This window comes from Kitasatospora sp. NPDC024654 (assembly GCF_055559155.1).
On sequence record NZ_JBVHLF010000034.1, the window covers coordinates 71,705 to 87,151 of the forward strand.

The following is a 15,447-nucleotide window of genomic DNA, read 5'->3' on the forward strand; positions in this document are numbered from 1 at the left end:
CCGGGTCGATCCCGGCACGCCCGAGCACCGGGCCAACCGGGCCGCGATGCTGGAGAAGCTGGCCGCGTTGGACGCCGAGCACGCCAAGGCGCTGGCCGGTGGCGGGCCCAAGTACGTCGAGCGGCACCGGGCCCGCGGCAAGCTGCTCGCCCGGGAGCGGATCGAGCTGCTGCTGGACGCGGACGGCGCGTTCCTGGAGCTCTCCCCGCTGGCCGCCTGGGGGAGCGACCACCCGGTCGGCGCTGGGCTGGTGACCGGGATCGGCACGGTCGAGGGCACCGAGTGCGTGATCACCGCGAACGACCCGACCGTGCGCGGCGGGGCCAGCAACCCGTGGACGCTGCGCAAGGCACTGCGGGCCAACGAGATCGCGCTGCGCAACCGGCTGCCGCTGATCAACCTGGTCGAGTCCGGCGGCGCCGACCTGCCCAGCCAGAAGGAGATCTTCATCCCGGGTGGCGCGCTCTTCCGCGACCTCACCCGGCTCTCCGCCGCCGGGATCCCGACCATCGCGGTGGTCTTCGGCAACTCCACCGCCGGCGGCGCCTACGTGCCGGGCATGTCGGACCACACCGTCCTGGTCAAGGACCGCGCCAAGGTCTTCCTCGGTGGTCCGCCGCTGGTCAAGATGGCCACCGGCGAGGAGGCCGACGACGAGTCGCTGGGCGGCGCCGAGATGCACGCCCAGGTCTCCGGACTGGCCGACCACTTCGCACTGGACGAGCCGGACGCGTTGCGGCTGGCCCGTCGGATCGTGCACCGGCTGCACTGGCGCAAGGCCGGCCCGGAGCCCGGGCGTGCTGACGGTCCGCCGCGATACGACGAGGAGGAGCTGCTCGGGATCGTCCCCGGCGACCTCAAGGTGCCCTTCGATCCGCGCGAGGTGATCGCCCGGATCGTCGACGACTCCGACTTCGACGAGTTCAAACCCCGCTACGGGAGCAGCCTGGCGACCGGCTGGGCCACCCTGCACGGGTACCCGGTCGGCATCCTGGCCAACGCCCAGGGCGTGCTGTTCAGCGCCGAGTCGCAGAAGGCGGCCCAGTTCATCCAACTGGCCAACCAGCGTGACCTCCCGCTGCTCTTCCTGCACAACACCACCGGCTACATGGTCGGCAAGGACTACGAGCAGGGCGGCATCATCAAGCACGGCGCGATGATGATCAACGCGGTCGCCAACAGCACCGTGCCGCACCTCTCCGTGCTGATGGGCGCCTCCTACGGCGCCGGCCACTACGGCATGTGCGGACGGGCCTACGAGCCGCGCTTCCTGTTCGCCTGGCCGAGCGCCAAGTCCGCGGTGATGGGCCCGCAGCAGCTGGCGGGGGTGCTCTCGATCGTCGCCCGGCAGTCCGCCGCGGCCAAGGGGCAGCCGTACGACGAGGAGGCCGACGCGGCGATCCGGGCCATGGTCGAGCAGCAGATCGAGGCCGAGTCGCTGCCCGCCTTCCTCTCCGGGCGGCTCTACGACGACGGCGTGATCGACCCGCGCGACACCCGGACCGTGCTCGGCCTCTGCCTCTCCGCGATCCACAGCGCCCCGGTCCAGGGCGCGCGTGGCTACGGCGTCTTCCGGATGTGAGGGACCTTCCGATGCCCGAGAGCACCACGATCCGCCGCCTGCTGGTCGCCAACCGCGGCGAGATCGCCCGCCGGATCCTGCGCACCTGCCACGACCTCGGCATCGCCACCGTCGCGGTCTACTCCGACCCCGACGCGGACGCCCCGCACGTCCGGGAGGCCGACACCGCCGTCCGGCTCCCCGGTGCGGCGCCCGCGGACACCTACCTCCGGGCCGACCTGCTGGTCCGGGCCGCCAGGTCGGCCGGCGCGGACGCGATCCACCCCGGCTACGGCTTCCTCTCCGAGGACCCGGCTTTCGCCCGTGAGGTACTGGCCGCCGGGCTGACCTGGGTCGGCCCGCCCCCGGACGCGATGGCCCGGATGGGCTCCAAGACCGCCGCCAAGCGCCTGATGGCCGCCGCCGGCGTCCCGGTGCTGGGCGCGGTCGACCCCGCCGGGGCCACCGAGGCGGACCTGCCGCTGCTGGTCAAGGCGGCGGCCGGCGGCGGCGGGCGGGGCATGCGGATCGTCCGCCGACTGGCGGACCTGCCAAGCGAGTTGGCCGCCGCGGCGGCCGAGGCGCAGGCCGCGTTCGGCTCGGCCGAGGTCTTCTGCGAGCCGTACCTGGCCACCGGGCGGCACGTCGAGGTGCAGCTGCTGGCGGACACGCACGGCACGGTCTGGTCGCTCGGCGAGCGCGACTGCTCGGTGCAGCGCCGCCACCAGAAGGTGATCGAGGAGACCCCCGCGCCGGGGCTCACCGACGGGCTGCGCGCCGAGCTGGCCCGGGCGGCCACCGCCGCGGCCCGGGCGATCGGCTACACCGGCGCCGGGACGGTGGAGTTCATGCTCGCCCCGGACGGCCGGTTCTTCTTCCTGGAGATGAACACCCGGCTGCAGGTCGAGCACCCGGTCACCGAGTGCGTGACCGGTATCGACCTGGTTGAGCGTCAGATCGCCGTCGCCGAGGGCGATATGCTGCCGGCCGAGCCGCCCGCGGCGCGCGGCTGGGCGATCGAGGCGCGGCTGTACGCCGAGGATCCGGCCCAGGGCTGGCAGCCGCAGACCGGCGCGCTGCACCGGGTCGAACTGCCCGGCGAGGCCTTCGTGCGACCGGTCGGACCGGCCGGGCTGCGGGTCGACTCCGGGGTGGAGAGCGGCTCGTCGGTCGGGATCCACTACGACGCGATGCTCGCCAAGGTGATCGCCTGGGCCCCGACCCGGGCCGCTGCGGCCCGCCGGCTGGCCGACGCGCTGGCCCGCGCCCGGGTGCACGGGCCGGTCACCAACCGGGAGTTGCTGGTCCGGGTGCTGCGCCACCCGGACTTCCGGGCGGGCCGGGTGCACACCGGGTTCCTCGTCGAGCACGCCGGCGACCTGTTGGCGGGGGGTGAACAGTGCGATGACAAGCGGGAGTTGCCGCTGGCGGCGCTGGTCGCCGCGCTCGCCGACGCCGCCGCCCGTCCCGGACCGCTGCCGTCCGGCTGGCGCAACCTGCCCTCGCAGCCCCAGGTCAAGCGCTACCGGGCCGCCGACGGCACCGAGTTGGCCGCCCGCTACCGGCTGACCAGAGACGGGCTGCGGGCCGAGGGGCATCCCGGGGTGCGGCTGCTGTCGGCCGCCCCGGACCGGGTGGTGCTCGAGGTGGACGGCCTGCGGCGGAGTTTCGCCGTCGCGGCGTACGGCGACACCGTCCAGCTCGACTCGCCCGCCGGGGCGGTGGCGCTGACCGTGCTGCCCCGGTTCCCGGAACCCCGGGCCGAGCAGGCGCCGGGCGCGCTGCTCGCCCCGATGCCGGGCACGGTGGTCCGGCTCGGGGTCGCGGTCGGCGACCGGGTCGCGGCCGGCCAGCCGCTGCTCTGGCTGGAGGCGATGAAGATGGAGCACCAGGTGACCGCCCCCCGGGCCGGCACCGTGACCGAACTGCGCGCCGAGCCGGGCCGGCAGGTCGAGTTGGGCGCGGTACTGGCCGTGGTCGAGCCGGCCGCCGAGCCCGGACACGCACCCGACACCCCCACCCACTGACCACTCCTGACCCACCCCGAGCCCGGGAGGACCGGACATGCCCGCACCGCACAGCACCGAGAGCCCGCTGATCGAGACCCCCGAACAGACCGCGCTGCGCCGGGCGGTCGGCGACCTGGGCCGTCGGTTCGGCTCCTCCTACTTCCTCAGCAAGGCCCGCGCCGGCGAGCACACCGACGAACTCTGGCAGGAAGCCGGCAAGTTGGGCTACATCGGGGTCAACCTGCCGGAGGAGTACGGCGGTGGCGGCGCCGGCGTGACCGAGCTCGCCATCGTGCTGGAGGAACTGGGCACCGCCGGCTGCCCGTTGCTGATGCTGGTGGTCTCCCCGGCGATCTGCGGCACCATCCTGGCCCGGTTCGGCACCGAGGCGCAGAAGCGGCACTGGCTGCCCGGACTGGCCGACGGCAGCAAGAAGATGGCCTTCGCCATCACCGAGCCCGACGCCGGCTCCAACTCGCACCGGCTCGCCACCGTCGCCCACCGGGACGGCGACGACTGGCTGTTGAACGGCCGCAAGGTCTTCATCTCCGGCATCGACGGCTCGGACGCGGTGCTGGTGGTCGGTCGCACCGAGGACGCCCGCACCGGCAAGCTCAAGCCCGCCCTGTTCATGGTGCCGCGCACCGCTCCGGGCTTCGAGTACCGCCCGATCGCGATGGAACTCGTCTCGCCGGAAAGGCAGTTCGAGGTCTTCCTGGACGACGTCCGGCTGCCCGCCGACGCGCTGGTCGGCGACGAGAACGCCGGCCTGCAGCAACTCTTCGCCGGGCTCAACCCCGAGCGCATCATGACCGCCGCGTTCTCCCTCGGGATCGCCCGCCAGGCGCTCGACACCGCCGTGGAGTACGCGAAGACGCGCACCGTCTGGGAGCAGCCGATCGGCGCCCACCAGGGCCTGGCCCACCCGCTGGCGCGGTGCGCGATCGAGATCGAGCTGGCCCGGCTGATGATGGCCAAGGCCGCCCACCTCTACGACGCCGGCGACGACCTGGCGGCCGGCGAGGCGGCCAACATGGCCAAGTACGCGGCGGGCGAGGCGGCTTGCCGCACCGTCGACCAGGCGGTGCAGACCCTCGGTGGCAACGGCCTGACCGAGGAGTACGGCCTGGCGGCGCTGATCTCGGCGACCCGGGTCGGCCGGGTGGCGCCGGTCAGCCGCGAGATGGTGCTCAACTACGTGGCCCAGCACACCCTCGGGCTCCCGCGCTCCTACTGACCGGCCCGGCCGGGCCCTGGGGTACCTTGAGCCGTCGGTCGGCGCGCCGTGGGGGCGTGCACCGCCCGGCGGCCGGGTAGCCTCCGGCAGCCGGTCGTGGTGCCGTGCGTCTGCGGCCCGACCGGCTGCCCACCCGTACGCGAACCGCAGGAGTCGCCATGGTGTTCCGCAGCGAGTATCCCGATGTGCCCGTCGTCGACCTGTCGATCCACCAGGCCGTGCTCGGCGGGACAGCCCGCTTCGGCAACGCGCCGGCGCTGCTCGACGGGATCACCGGCGAGGCGCTCGGATACGCCGAACTCGCCACCGCGGTGGGCCGGTTAGCCGCCGCACTGGCCGAGTCCGGGCTGCGCAAGGGCGACGTGGTGGCACTGCTCAGCCCGAACAGCCTCGCCTACCCGGTCGTGTTCTTCGGCGCCAGCCGGGCCGGCGCCACCGTCACCACGGTCAGTCCGCTCAGCACCCCGGGTGAGTTGGCCGCGCAGCTGCGCGACAGCGGTGCCCGGTGGGTGGTCACCGTCTCGGCCCTGCTCCCGGTCGCTCTGGAAGCCGAGGTGGAACTCGCCAAGGACGGCGTCGAGTTGCGTGAGGTGATCGTCTGCGACCGGGCCGCCGGCCACCGGTCGCTCGCCGACCTGCTGAACAGCACCGCGCCGGTACCCGACGTCCCCGTGGACCCGGGCACCGACGTCGCGGTGCTGCCGTACTCCAGCGGTACCACCGGTCTGCCCAAGGGCGTGATGCTCACCCACCGCGCGATCGCCACCAACCTGGCCCAGGTGGACGCGCTGCACCAGTTCGCGCCCGGTGAGCGAATTATCGGTGTGTTGCCTTTTTTTCACATATACGGTCTCTCGGTGCTGATGAACCGCGCGCTGCGCGCCGGCGCGACCGTCGTGGTGCTGCCGCGCTTCGACCTGGAGCAGTTCCTGCGCACCGTCCAGGAACACCGGGTCGAGGGCCTGTTCGTCGCCCCGCCGATCGTGCTGGCACTGGCCAAGCACCCGCTGGTGGACCGGTTCGACCTCTCCTCGGTGCGCTACGTGCTGAGCGGCGCCGCGCCGCTCGACGCCGAGCTGGCCGCCGGCTGCGCCGCCCGGCTCGGCCTGCCCACCATCCACCAGGGCTACGGGATGACCGAACTCTCGCCCGTCACCCACCTGGTGCCGCTGACCGAGCAGTCGCCCGCCCCCGGCGCGGTCGGCAAGCTGGTCTCCTCCACCGAACTGCGGCTGGCCGCGCTGGACGGCTCGAACGGAGACCTCGGCCCTGGGCAGACCGGCGAGATCCTGATTCGCGGCCCGCAGATGATGCGCGGCTACTTCGGCCGGCCCGGCGAGACCGACGCCACGGTCGACGCCGACGGCTGGTTGCACACCGGGGACGTCGGCCGGGTGGACGAACGCGGCTACCTGCACGTGGTGGACCGGGTGAAGGAGCTGATCAAGTACAAGGGCTACCAGGTGGCGCCCGCCGAGCTGGAGGCGCTGCTGCTCGGCCACCCGGGGATCGCCGACGTGGCCGTGGTCGGGGTGACCGGTTCGGACGGCGAGGAGTGGCCCAAGGCCTTCGTGGTCCGCGCCGCCGGCAGCACGCTCGACGAGGCCGAGGTGATGGCCTTCGTGGCCGCCCGGGTCGCGCCGTACAAGAAGGTCCGGGCGGTGGAGTTCCTGGCCGCCGTGCCCAAGTCGGCGAGCGGCAAGATCCTCCGCCGCGAGCTGCGGGCCCGCTGACCGGTGCACCGCCCCGCGACCGGGGCGGCTGGGCCCGGACGCCGTCTGCGAGGATCGCGGTGGCCGGGCCGCGGGTCCGGACCGATCCGCACCCCGAGATCCCCACCGACCCGGAGCACCGCCGATGACCACCGCCGCCAGAACTCCGCAGCAGGACCGCAGCCGGGCCACCCGCCGGCGGCTACTGGAGGCGGCCGTCGAGTGCCTCGCCGAGCTGGGGTGGAACGGCAGCACCGTCACCGTGGTGGCCGAACGCGCCGGTGTCACCCGCGGCGCCGCCCAGCACCACTTCCCGACCCGCGAGGACCTCTTCACCGCCGCCGTCGAGCACGTCACCGCCGAGCGGCTGGCCGCCGTCCGGGCCGGCACCGGCGAGCTGCCGCCACCCGGCCCGGCCCGTACCGAGGCCGTGGTCGACCTGCTGGTTCGCCTCTACACCGGGCCGCTGTTCCGGGCCGCCCTGCACCTGTGGGTGGCCGCCGCCACCGAGCAGCCACTGCGCGAGCGGATCATCGCACTGGAGAACCGGGTCGGCCGTGAGTCGCACCGCGCGGCGCTGGAGTCCCTCGGAGTGGACGAGAGCGCGGCCGGGGTCCGGGAGACCGTCCAGGCCACCCTCGACCTGGCCCGCGGCCTGGGCCTGGCCAACCTGCTCACCGACGACGGCGCCCGCCGGGCCGGCGTGGTCCGCCAGTGGGCCCGGTTGCTCGACGACGCGCTGGCCCGCGACCGGGTCTGAGCGTTCCGGGCCGGCCGGTCGTACTGAGCACACTGGGTGACGGCCGGTGGCGCGCGGTCGCCGGGCCGCCGATCACCGGGCAGTCTGGAGAAGAAGCACTGGGCCGCCCGCCGCGCGCCCGGGACCGGACGAGCCGCCGGGGTGTGTTCCAGACCATGCAGACGCCAGACAGCGGCCCCTCTGCCGAGGGAGGCCAGAACGCCGGGACGCCGGAGGTCGTCCCGGCGCGGCTGGACGGCCACCGGCTGGTCCCGGTCGCCACCGCCCTGCTCGACGCCGACGGCCGGATCCTGCACTGGAGTGAGGACGCCGAGCGGCTGCTGGGCTGGCCGGCCGAGGAGATCGTCGGCCAGTACGCGGCCCCGCTGCTCACCCGGCCCGAGCGCCGCCACGACGTGATGGCGCTCTACGGCCGGATCGTCTCCGGCCGGCGCTGGTCCGGGGTCTTCCCGGTCCGCCACCACGACGGTCACGAGGTGGAGCTGGAGTTCCGCACCTACGGCATCGTCGGACCCGGGGGCCGCCCGATGGTGCTCGCCACCGGCTCGGACGTCCGGGCGCTGCGCCAGGTCGAGGCGAACCTCGCGATGATGGACGGCTTCTTCACCCAGTCCCCGATCGGCATGGCGGTCTACGACACCCAGCTGCGCTTCGTCCGGATCAACGAGGCGCTGGCCCGGATCAACGGGGTGCCGGTCTCCGGGCACCTGGGCCGGCGGGTCGACGACGTGCTGCCCGGCCTCAACGCGGCCGAGATCGAGGAGGTGATGCGCGAGGTGCTGGCCACCGGGCGGCCGGTGGTGGACGCCCGCTCGCACGGCCGCACCTCGAGCGACCCGGGTCGTGACCGGGCCTGGTCCACCTCCTACTACCGGCTGGAGGACGCCTCCGGCCGGGTGCTCGGCCTCAGCTCCTCGATCATCGACGTCACCGAGCGGTTCCAGGCCGAGGCCCGGGCCGCCCGGGCCCAGGAGCGCCTCTCGCTGCTGGCCGACGCCTCCACCCGGATCGGCACCACCCTCGACCTGCGGCGCACCGCCGAGGAGCTGGTCGGCGCGGTGGTCCCGCGGTTCGCCGACTTCGCCACCGTCGATCTGCTGGACCCGGTGCTGCAGGGTGAGGAGCCCAGCCAGCTCGGGCCGGACCAGGGCATCCTGCTGCGCGCGGTGGCGGCCGTCCAGGCGCACGGGTCCGGACTGACCGCGGCCGCCGACTCGGTCGGCGAGACCACCGCCTACGACTCCAACCGGATCTACACCCAGAGCTTGCGCAGCGGAAGGCCGCTGCTCTTCCGGCACGTGGACGAGGCGGCCCTGATGAGCCTGGCCGCGCACCCCGACCGGGTCGAGCCGGGGCTCGAAGCCGGCGTCCGCTCCTATCTGCTGGTGCCGCTGATGGCCCGCGGCATGGTGCTCGGCGGCGCCGAGTTCGTCCGCACCCACCACCCGGAGCCGTTCGGCGACGCGGACGTGGCGTTGGCCGAGGAGCTGGTCGCCCGGACCGCCATCTGCATCGACAACGCGCGCCTCTACCGCCGCGAGAAGGAGACCGCGCTCACCCTGCAGCGCAGCCTGCTGCCGCAGGAGATCCACCGCACCCTCGGCCTGGAGATCGCCTACCGCTACCTGCCCAGCAGCGTGGTCAGCGAGGTCGGCGGCGACTGGTTCGACGTGGTGCCGCTCTCCTGCGGCCGGGTGGCGCTGGTGGTCGGCGACGTGATGGGCCACGGCATCCGGGCCGCCGCCACGATGGGCCAGTTGCGCACGGTGGCCCGCACCCTGGCCACCCTCGACCTGCCGCCCGCCCAGGTGCTGGCCCGGCTGGACGAGACCGCCACCGGTATCGGCGAGGGCCAGTTCGCCACCTGCGTCTGCGCGGTCTACGACCCGGTGGACCGCAGCTGCACGCTGGCCGGCGCCGGCCACCTGCCGCCGGTGGTGATGGCGGCGGACGGCAACGCGCGCACCCTGGACCTGCCGCCCGGAGTGCCGCTCGGGGTCGGCGGGGTGGCCTTCGAGAGCGTGGACTTCACTCTGGGCGAGGGCGGCATCCTGGCGCTCTACACCGACGGGCTCGTGGAGCGCCGTGGCGAGGACATCGATCAGGGCATCGACGCGCTGTGCCGCACCCTGGCCGAGCGCGGCCGCACCCTGGAGGCGCACTGCGACGCGGTGGTCTCGACGCTGGTGCGCGGCGGCACCGAGGACGACATCGCGATGATCATGGCGCGGGCGCTGCCCGTCCCGCACGATCGGATCGCCACCTTGCCGCTCACCGGCGAGGAGCCGATGCCCGCGCTGGCCCGCCGCTTCACCCGCAGCACGCTCGGCGCCTGGGGGCTCTCCCCGCTCGCCGACTTCGCCGAACTGCTGGTCAGTGAGCTGGTCACGAACGCCCTGGTGCACGCGCAGGAGCCGCGCCGGCTGCGGCTGTTCCGGGACCGGGCGCTCACCCTGGAGGTGGCCGACACCGGTCGGCAGAGCCCGCGGCTGCGCCCGGCCAGCTCGGAGGACGAGGGCGGCCGGGGGATGCACCTGATCAACGAGCTGGCACACCGCTGGGGCAGCCGGTTGACGAAGGAGGGCAAGGTGGTCTGGGCCGAGCTCGACCTCCCGCTCGGCAGCTAGGGCCTGCTCACCCGCCCGGTCGGCCGCAGCAGCCGCCAGGCCAGCAGCGCGCCGGCCAGCACCAGCACCGCCGCCAGCCACGCGGCGGTGCCCAGGCCGTGCACGAAGGAGGCCCGGGCCGCTTCGGTGAGCGCCGTGCCGGTCTCCGCGGGCAGCGTCCGGGCGGCCTCCACCGCCGCGCCGAGCGACTGCCGGGCCTGCTCGGCCACCGCCGGCGGGACGTCCGCCGGCATCCCCACCCCGCGGGTGTAGACGGCGGTCAGCACCGAACCGAAGAGCGCTATCCCGAGCGCGGTGCCCAGCTCGTACGCGGTCTCCGAGACCGCCGAGGCGGCCCCGGACCGCGCGGCCGGCGCGGCGGTCAGCACCATGTCGGCCGAGAGCGTGTACACCAGCCCCTCGCCCGCGCCGACCACCGTGAAGACCGTGGCCAGCAGCAGGTAGCCGCTGTCCTGCCGGAGCCAGCCGAGCGCACCGAGCGCCAGGCCCAGCGCGGCCATGCTGCCGACCAGGGTGGCCCGGGCACCGGCCGTCCGGGCCAGTCGCGCGGTCAGCACCGCGGTGACGGTCGCGCCCACGAACGCCGGCATCTCGGCCAGGCCCGCCCTGAGCGGCGAGTAGTCGCGGACCAGCTGGAGGTACTGCGACATGAAGAACACCACGCCGGCCAGCCCCAGCACGGCCACCAGCGCGCCGACCACGGCCGCGGTGAACCGCCGGTCGGCGAAGAGCCGGACGTCCAGCAGCGGGGTCTCCAGCCGCAGCTGGCGACGGACGAAGAGGGCCAGCGCGGCCGTCCCGAGCATGGCCGTGACCGGCACGTTCCAGTGTCCGGGCCCGTTCGCGGCGGCCTCCTTGACCGCGTAGACCACCGCGATCACCCCGGTCATCGACAGCAGCACGCTGAGCACGTCCCAGCGGCCCGGCTTCGGGTCGCGCGACTCCGGCAACAGCCAGAGGCCCAGCCCGATCAGCAGCGCCATCACCGGCAGGTTGAGCAGGAAGACCGAGCCCCACCAGAAGTGCTCCAGCAGGACCCCGCCGAGCAGCGGCCCGGCGGCGGCGCCCGCGGTGGCCGCCGCGCCCCAGATGCCGATCGCGGTGGCCCGTTCCCGGTCGTCCGGGAAGAGCGCGCGGATCAGCGACAGGGTGGACGGCATGATGGTCGCCCCGGCGACGCCCAGCAGCGCCCGGGCGGCGATCAGCCAGCCCGCGCCGGGGGCGTAGGCGGCGAGTAGCGAGGCCGCGCCGAACGCGGCCGAGCCGGTCATCAGGAGGCGCTTGCGGCCGATCCGGTCGCTCAGCGAGCCCATGCTGACCAGCAGCCCGGCCAGCACGAAGGAGTAGACGTCACCGATCCAGAGCAGCTGGGTGGCGCTGGGCCGCATGGTCTCGGTGATCTCGGGGATCGCGAGCACCAGCACGGTCGCGTCGACGACCACCAGCACGATGGCGAGGACGAGCACCGCGAGGCCGGCCCACCGGCGGTTCCGGCCGGCGGACGCGAGGGAGGTGGGGCCGAGGGCGCGGGTGGTGCTCATGGGGAGGGGCTCCTGAGGGCTCCGCCGAGGAAGAGCTCGATGAGGGAGAAGACGCTGTCGCGAGGGGCCAGCCGGCCGTCCTGGACGGCCCAGCCGACGCCCGCGAGCAGGTCGAAGAAGGCCTCGCTGAGCCAGCCGGCCGACAGCTCGATCCGGAAGAACCCCTGCTGCTGGCCGCGCAGGAAGAGCGCGCGGACCCGGGCGTCCTGCTCCTCCCAGAGCGCGCACAGCTCGGCGTCGTCGAAGAGCTGGTTCTCGCCGGCCAGGAAGGCGCAGAGCGCGGCGTCCGGCACCAACACCTCGGCGAGCCGGCGCAGCGCGGCCTCGGCGTCGCCCTCCTCGATCGCGGCGGTGTCCAGGGCGGCGTTGTAGGTCCGCAGGCCGAGCAGGCCGACCTCGCGGATCAGCGCCTCGCGGCCCGGGAAGATCCGGTGCAGCGAGGCACGGCTGATCCCGGCCGCCCGGGCGATCTCGTCCAGGTGGGCGGTGGGCTGCCGGGAGAGCACGCCCACGGCGGCGGCGAGGACGGAGTCACGGTCGATGGCCATGAGAACAGGGTAGCTCATGTGAGACATATATGTCTCACATGAGATTCCGCATTCGCAGCTGCGACGCTCGACGAGTGGCCGGGGCAGCAAAAAACCGGAGGCGGCCTGTCGCCACCTCCGGTCGCCGCGCCCGCGGTCCAGCTCAGCTCTGGTTGTAGAACCCGCTGTCGTCCAACGGCCGGTCGATCACCGTCACCTCGACCTCGGCCGGGGTGAGCAGGAAGACCCGGCGAGCGATCCGCTCGATCCCGCCCTTGGTTCCGAACACCAGTCCGGAGGCGAAGTCGACCATCCGCTTGGCCTCGGCGTCGTCCATGTCCGTCACGTCCATGACCACCGGGGTGCCGGAGCGGATGTGCTCGCCGACCGTCCGGGCGGACTCGAAGCCCGTCGGCTTCAGCGAGACGATCTTCGCCATCTGGGGAACCGTCGGCGTCGCGTCCGCGCTCGTCCACGGATCCTCGTACACCGCGGCGGGGTAACTCCCGGAGGGCATCAGCCACCCGTTGTGGTGCTCGTCGCGAAGTGCTCCCATGCCGCGCCTCCCTGTCCTGTCACTCGTCCGGTCCCGTGCGCCCCGCGGCCTCTGACGCGTCATCCAGTCGCCGGAACTGTCCGAGTATCGCACTGATCACCACTGTGGCGCCCGCCCAGGCACGCCGTTCAGCGTAGTGGCGCATGCCATCGGCATCCGCCGTTCTCACAGTGATCGGACGAGCGGGCCGGGTGCCCGGTTGCGGGCCTGCGCCAACTGAGTAGGCAAGCTCACCCGATTGACGCCGCGTCACTCACCTGTTCGGCCGTCGATCGCCTCGCGCAGCAGATCGGCGTGCCCGTTGTGCCGCGCGTACTCCTCGATCGGATGGGTGAGGATCCAGCGGAGTGTTACGCCCCTGTCACGCCCCTCGGTGGCGGCGACGCGCTCCAACGGCAGACCTCGGACCGCCCGGTCGGCGAGCTCGACCTCCCGGCGCCAGGTCGCGAACGCCTCGGCCGGGTCGGCGGTGTCGACGTCGTCGAAGTCGCCGTCCGGCCGCTCCGGCGACCAGTGGAGCGGATCCGGTCGCTCACCGAGCGGCACCTCCTGGAACCAGTGCCGCTCCACCGCGGCCAGGTGCCGCACCAGGCCGAGCAGGGAGAGCGTGGACGGTGGCACCGCGCGGCGGCGCAGCTGCTCGTCCGTCAGCTCGGCGCACTTCCGGGCGAGCGTGGCCCGGTGGTAGTCCAGGAAGGCCAGCAGGGCGGCCCGCTCGTCGGCGGCCGGTGGGGGATCGGTGCGCACCAGGGCGTCAGGGCTCGTCATGCCGGCCATCCTCGTGGATCGTTCGTCCGCGGGCGGTGGGATGTGACCGGACGGTAAGCTCCTCGGCAGGGCCGGCGTCGGCCCACCGGACCGAAGGAGCCGCCCATGTCACGCCCCGTCACCATCGTCACCGGCGGCGGCCGCGGGATCGGGGCGGCGATCTGCCGGCGGCTCGCCGCGGCGGGGCACGGTCTGGCGGTCGGTTACCGGCGCGACGAGGCGGCGGCCGAGGAGGTGGCCGCCGACGTCCGGGCGGCGGGCGGCCGGGTGGTCACCGTGCGGATGGACACCACGGTGGAGGCCGACGTCGACCGGCTCTTCGACACCGCGGCCGGCGAACTCGGCCCGGTCACCGGCCTGGTCAACAACGCCGGGGTGACCAGCCCGCTGGGCCCGCTCGCCGAGGCGCGCACCGAGGACCTGCGCCGGGTGGTGGACGTCAACCTGGTCGGTTACCTGCTCTGCGCCCGGCGCGCCGCCCGCGACCTCGGGCCGGGTGGAGCCATCGTCAACATCTCGTCCGCGGCGGCCACCCTGGGCAGCCCGGGCGACTACGTGCACTACGCCGCGACCAAGGCGGCCACCGACGCGCTCACCGTCGGGCTGGCCAAGGAGCTGGGCCCGGCCGGGATCCGGGTCAACACGGTTTCGCCCGGCATCGTCCACACCTCCCTGCACACGGACTCCGGCGAGCCCGGCCGCCCGGACCGGCTGGCGCCCGGCATCCCGCTGCGCCGGGCGGGCGAGCCGGACGAGATCGCCGGCGCGGTGGCCTGGCTGCTGTCGCCGGACGCCTCGTACGCCACCGGCGCGAACCTGCGGGTGGCCGGCGGAATCTAGCGGCAGGCCCTGGACCGTCGCGATGGCCCGGCGTCGGGACGTCGCATCGCCAGCAGGCTGAACAGGCCCAGCAGCACGATCACCGCGGTCGAGGCGAGGAACGCGGGCGAGCCGGGGGAGCCCGCCGCCGAGCCGGCCACCACGTAGGCGGCGGTCCCGGGCAACACGCCCAGCGCGGTGCCCGCCAGGTACGGGCGCAGCCGCGTGCCGGAGAACGCCGCGCCCAGGTTCACCGCCTGGAACGGCACCCCGGGCACCAGCCGCAGCAGCAGCACCGAGCGGAACCCCTGCTCGGTGAGCCGCCGGTCGAGCGCGGTCAGCGCCCGGCCGCGCAGCAACGGACGGACCGCCTCCCGCCCCAGCCCGCGGCCCAGGCCGAAGGCGAGCGCGGCGCCCAGCGTGGTGCCCAGCACCGCCACCGCGACGCCCCGTTCGGCGCCGAACAGCAGCCCGGCGGCCACGTTCAGCGCCGGCTTCGGCAGGAAGGCCAGCGTGCCCAGAGCGAAGAGCAGCACGAAGGCGGGCGCCCGCCAGGCCCCGGGCACCGCGTCGGCGGCCCGGCGCGGGTCCCAGAGCAGCACCGAGCCGGCGGCCGCGGCCAGCAGCAGCGCCAGCAGTGTGAACCGGACCCAGGGCGAGCGGGTGGAGCGGGTGAGCATCCGGCGAGCGTAGTGCAAGGCGTCGCCGGTCCGTGCGGCCCGGGTTCCGCCTCCGCCGCCGGGCGCGCCGCGCCCGGCGGTCAGCGCCGGCCCGAGCCGCCCCGGGCCGAGGTGCGGCTGCCCATCAGCCCGACGGGGCCGCACCGGCGACGAGGACCTGGGCGCTCATTAGAGGACCATCCCTTCTGCAGCCCTCTTCGGTAGGGTTGTGACCTCTCGGTCCCGGTGGGTGCATGGCCAGTCGCGCGAGCCGTTCGTCGGCCACGATGAGTTACGCCAGCCCCGCCGGGCCGAGGCCGTCTGATCGGCTTCAGGGACACGCCCCGCAGAGGGCCGATTAATGAGCTTCCGGCAGACGACCTCACGACCGGGTAGGTGCTCCGCGCTCAACACAGGAGTACGACCTTCGTGTTCATCGGATGGGACTGGGCGACCGAGACCCACGACGTCAGCGTCATGGACAACTCCGGTACCCGTGTGGATCGCTGGGAGCTGGCACACACCGAGCAGGGCATCGAGGCGACCATCAGGCGCCTGCGCCGGCACGGCAGTCCAGCCGACCTGCCGGTGGCGATCGAGACCACCCGCGGCCTGGTGGTGGACCGGTTGCTGGCGGCCGGCCACCCCGTGGTGCCGGTGCACCCGAACGC

General features: G+C 74.1%; 13 protein-coding genes. 8 read left to right on the forward strand and 5 right to left on the reverse strand.

Translation table 11 applies throughout. From position 1 onward, the window contains the following. Positions 1 to 46: 46 nt before the first annotated feature. The 6 genes from ACZ38L_RS21020 to ACZ38L_RS21045 all read left to right on the forward strand — a co-directional run bounded on the left by ACZ38L_RS21020 (position 47) and on the right by ACZ38L_RS21045 (position 9,906). Positions 47 to 1,582, forward strand: a complete 1,536-nt coding sequence (locus ACZ38L_RS21020) for an acyl-CoA carboxylase subunit beta (RefSeq protein WP_465695640.1) — start codon at positions 47 to 49, stop codon at positions 1,580 to 1,582. 11 nt (positions 1,583 to 1,593) lie between these two features. Then, positions 1,594 to 3,588, forward strand: a complete 1,995-nt coding sequence (locus ACZ38L_RS21025; protein WP_465695604.1) for an acetyl/propionyl/methylcrotonyl-CoA carboxylase subunit alpha — start codon at positions 1,594 to 1,596, stop codon at positions 3,586 to 3,588. A gap of 37 nt (positions 3,589 to 3,625) precedes the next feature. Then, entirely contained in the window at positions 3,626 to 4,807 is a 1,182-nt protein-coding gene (locus ACZ38L_RS21030) for an acyl-CoA dehydrogenase family protein (RefSeq protein WP_465695606.1), read from the forward strand. A 158-nt stretch (positions 4,808 to 4,965) separates the two neighbouring features. Further along, positions 4,966 to 6,540 carry a 4-coumarate--CoA ligase family protein gene (locus ACZ38L_RS21035; RefSeq protein WP_465695608.1) on the forward strand — a complete coding sequence of 525 codons (1,575 nt, stop codon included), beginning with the start codon at positions 4,966 to 4,968 and terminating at the stop codon, positions 6,538 to 6,540. Between the two features lie 124 nt (positions 6,541 to 6,664). Next, positions 6,665 to 7,279, forward strand: coding sequence for a TetR/AcrR family transcriptional regulator (locus ACZ38L_RS21040; protein WP_465695612.1), 615 nt, complete (start codon positions 6,665 to 6,667; stop codon positions 7,277 to 7,279). 155 nt (positions 7,280 to 7,434) lie between these two features. Continuing rightward, positions 7,435 to 9,906 carry a SpoIIE family protein phosphatase gene (locus ACZ38L_RS21045; RefSeq protein ID WP_465695614.1) on the forward strand — a complete coding sequence of 824 codons (2,472 nt, stop codon included), beginning with the start codon at positions 7,435 to 7,437 and terminating at the stop codon, positions 9,904 to 9,906. Here ACZ38L_RS21045 and ACZ38L_RS21050 read toward each other — a convergent pair. The 4 genes from ACZ38L_RS21050 to ACZ38L_RS21065 form a co-directional block, all read right to left on the reverse strand. Then, positions 9,903 to 11,447 (reverse strand): MFS transporter, encoded by a 1,545-nt coding sequence (locus tag ACZ38L_RS21050; RefSeq protein ID WP_465695617.1) that lies wholly within the window; start codon positions 11,445 to 11,447, stop codon positions 9,903 to 9,905. The genes ACZ38L_RS21045 and ACZ38L_RS21050 overlap by 4 nt on opposite strands. After that, the gene (locus tag ACZ38L_RS21055; protein WP_465695619.1) at positions 11,444 to 11,995 is read right to left on the reverse strand and encodes a TetR/AcrR family transcriptional regulator; all 552 of its coding nucleotides are present in this window, start codon (positions 11,993 to 11,995) and stop codon (positions 11,444 to 11,446) included. Before ACZ38L_RS21055 ends, ACZ38L_RS21050 begins: the two co-directional genes overlap by 4 nt. 142 nt (positions 11,996 to 12,137) lie before the next feature. Continuing rightward, complete coding sequence (locus ACZ38L_RS21060) at positions 12,138 to 12,530, reverse strand: cell division protein SepF (RefSeq protein ID WP_465695622.1); 393 nt, start codon at positions 12,528 to 12,530, stop codon at positions 12,138 to 12,140. A 249-nt stretch (positions 12,531 to 12,779) separates the two neighbouring features. Beyond that, a complete protein-coding gene (locus tag ACZ38L_RS21065) occupies positions 12,780 to 13,298 on the reverse strand; it encodes a DinB family protein (RefSeq protein WP_465695624.1) in 519 nt (172 codons plus the stop codon). Positions 13,299 to 13,403: 105 nt separating this feature from the next. Between ACZ38L_RS21065 and ACZ38L_RS21070 the strand changes: the two genes are divergently transcribed. Continuing rightward, positions 13,404 to 14,138, forward strand: coding sequence for an SDR family oxidoreductase (locus ACZ38L_RS21070; protein WP_465695626.1), 735 nt, complete (start codon positions 13,404 to 13,406; stop codon positions 14,136 to 14,138). Here the strand turns inward: ACZ38L_RS21070 and ACZ38L_RS21075 are convergent. Further along, positions 14,135 to 14,797, reverse strand: a complete 663-nt coding sequence (locus tag ACZ38L_RS21075; protein ID WP_465695628.1) for a TVP38/TMEM64 family protein — start codon at positions 14,795 to 14,797, stop codon at positions 14,135 to 14,137. The two genes, ACZ38L_RS21070 and ACZ38L_RS21075, sit on opposite strands and share 4 nt — an antisense overlap. 408 nt (positions 14,798 to 15,205) lie before the next feature. Between ACZ38L_RS21075 and ACZ38L_RS21080 the strand changes: the two genes are divergently transcribed. Continuing rightward, positions 15,206 to 15,447: IS110 family transposase (locus ACZ38L_RS21080; RefSeq protein WP_465695630.1), on the forward strand; the 242-nt coding region annotated here is incomplete at its 3' end.

Coding starts and splice junctions, on each gene's coding strand:
- ACZ38L_RS21020 (WP_465695640.1), top strand. CDS start 47: ATGCTGGAGAAGCTGGCCGCGTTGGACGCCGAGCACGCCAAGGCGCTG.
- ACZ38L_RS21025 (WP_465695604.1), top strand. CDS start 1,594: ATGCCCGAGAGCACCACGATCCGCCGCCTGCTGGTCGCCAACCGCGGC.
- ACZ38L_RS21030 (WP_465695606.1), top strand. CDS start 3,626: ATGCCCGCACCGCACAGCACCGAGAGCCCGCTGATCGAGACCCCCGAA.
- ACZ38L_RS21035 (WP_465695608.1), top strand. CDS start 4,966: ATGGTGTTCCGCAGCGAGTATCCCGATGTGCCCGTCGTCGACCTGTCG.
- ACZ38L_RS21040 (WP_465695612.1), top strand. CDS start 6,665: ATGACCACCGCCGCCAGAACTCCGCAGCAGGACCGCAGCCGGGCCACC.
- ACZ38L_RS21045 (WP_465695614.1), top strand. CDS start 7,435: ATGCAGACGCCAGACAGCGGCCCCTCTGCCGAGGGAGGCCAGAACGCC.
- ACZ38L_RS21050 (WP_465695617.1), bottom strand. CDS start 11,447: ATGAGCACCACCCGCGCCCTCGGCCCCACCTCCCTCGCGTCCGCCGGC.
- ACZ38L_RS21055 (WP_465695619.1), bottom strand. CDS start 11,995: ATGGCCATCGACCGTGACTCCGTCCTCGCCGCCGCCGTGGGCGTGCTC.
- ACZ38L_RS21060 (WP_465695622.1), bottom strand. CDS start 12,530: ATGGGAGCACTTCGCGACGAGCACCACAACGGGTGGCTGATGCCCTCC.
- ACZ38L_RS21065 (WP_465695624.1), bottom strand. CDS start 13,298: ATGACGAGCCCTGACGCCCTGGTGCGCACCGATCCCCCACCGGCCGCC.
- ACZ38L_RS21070 (WP_465695626.1), top strand. CDS start 13,404: ATGTCACGCCCCGTCACCATCGTCACCGGCGGCGGCCGCGGGATCGGG.
- ACZ38L_RS21075 (WP_465695628.1), bottom strand. CDS start 14,797: ATGCTCACCCGCTCCACCCGCTCGCCCTGGGTCCGGTTCACACTGCTG.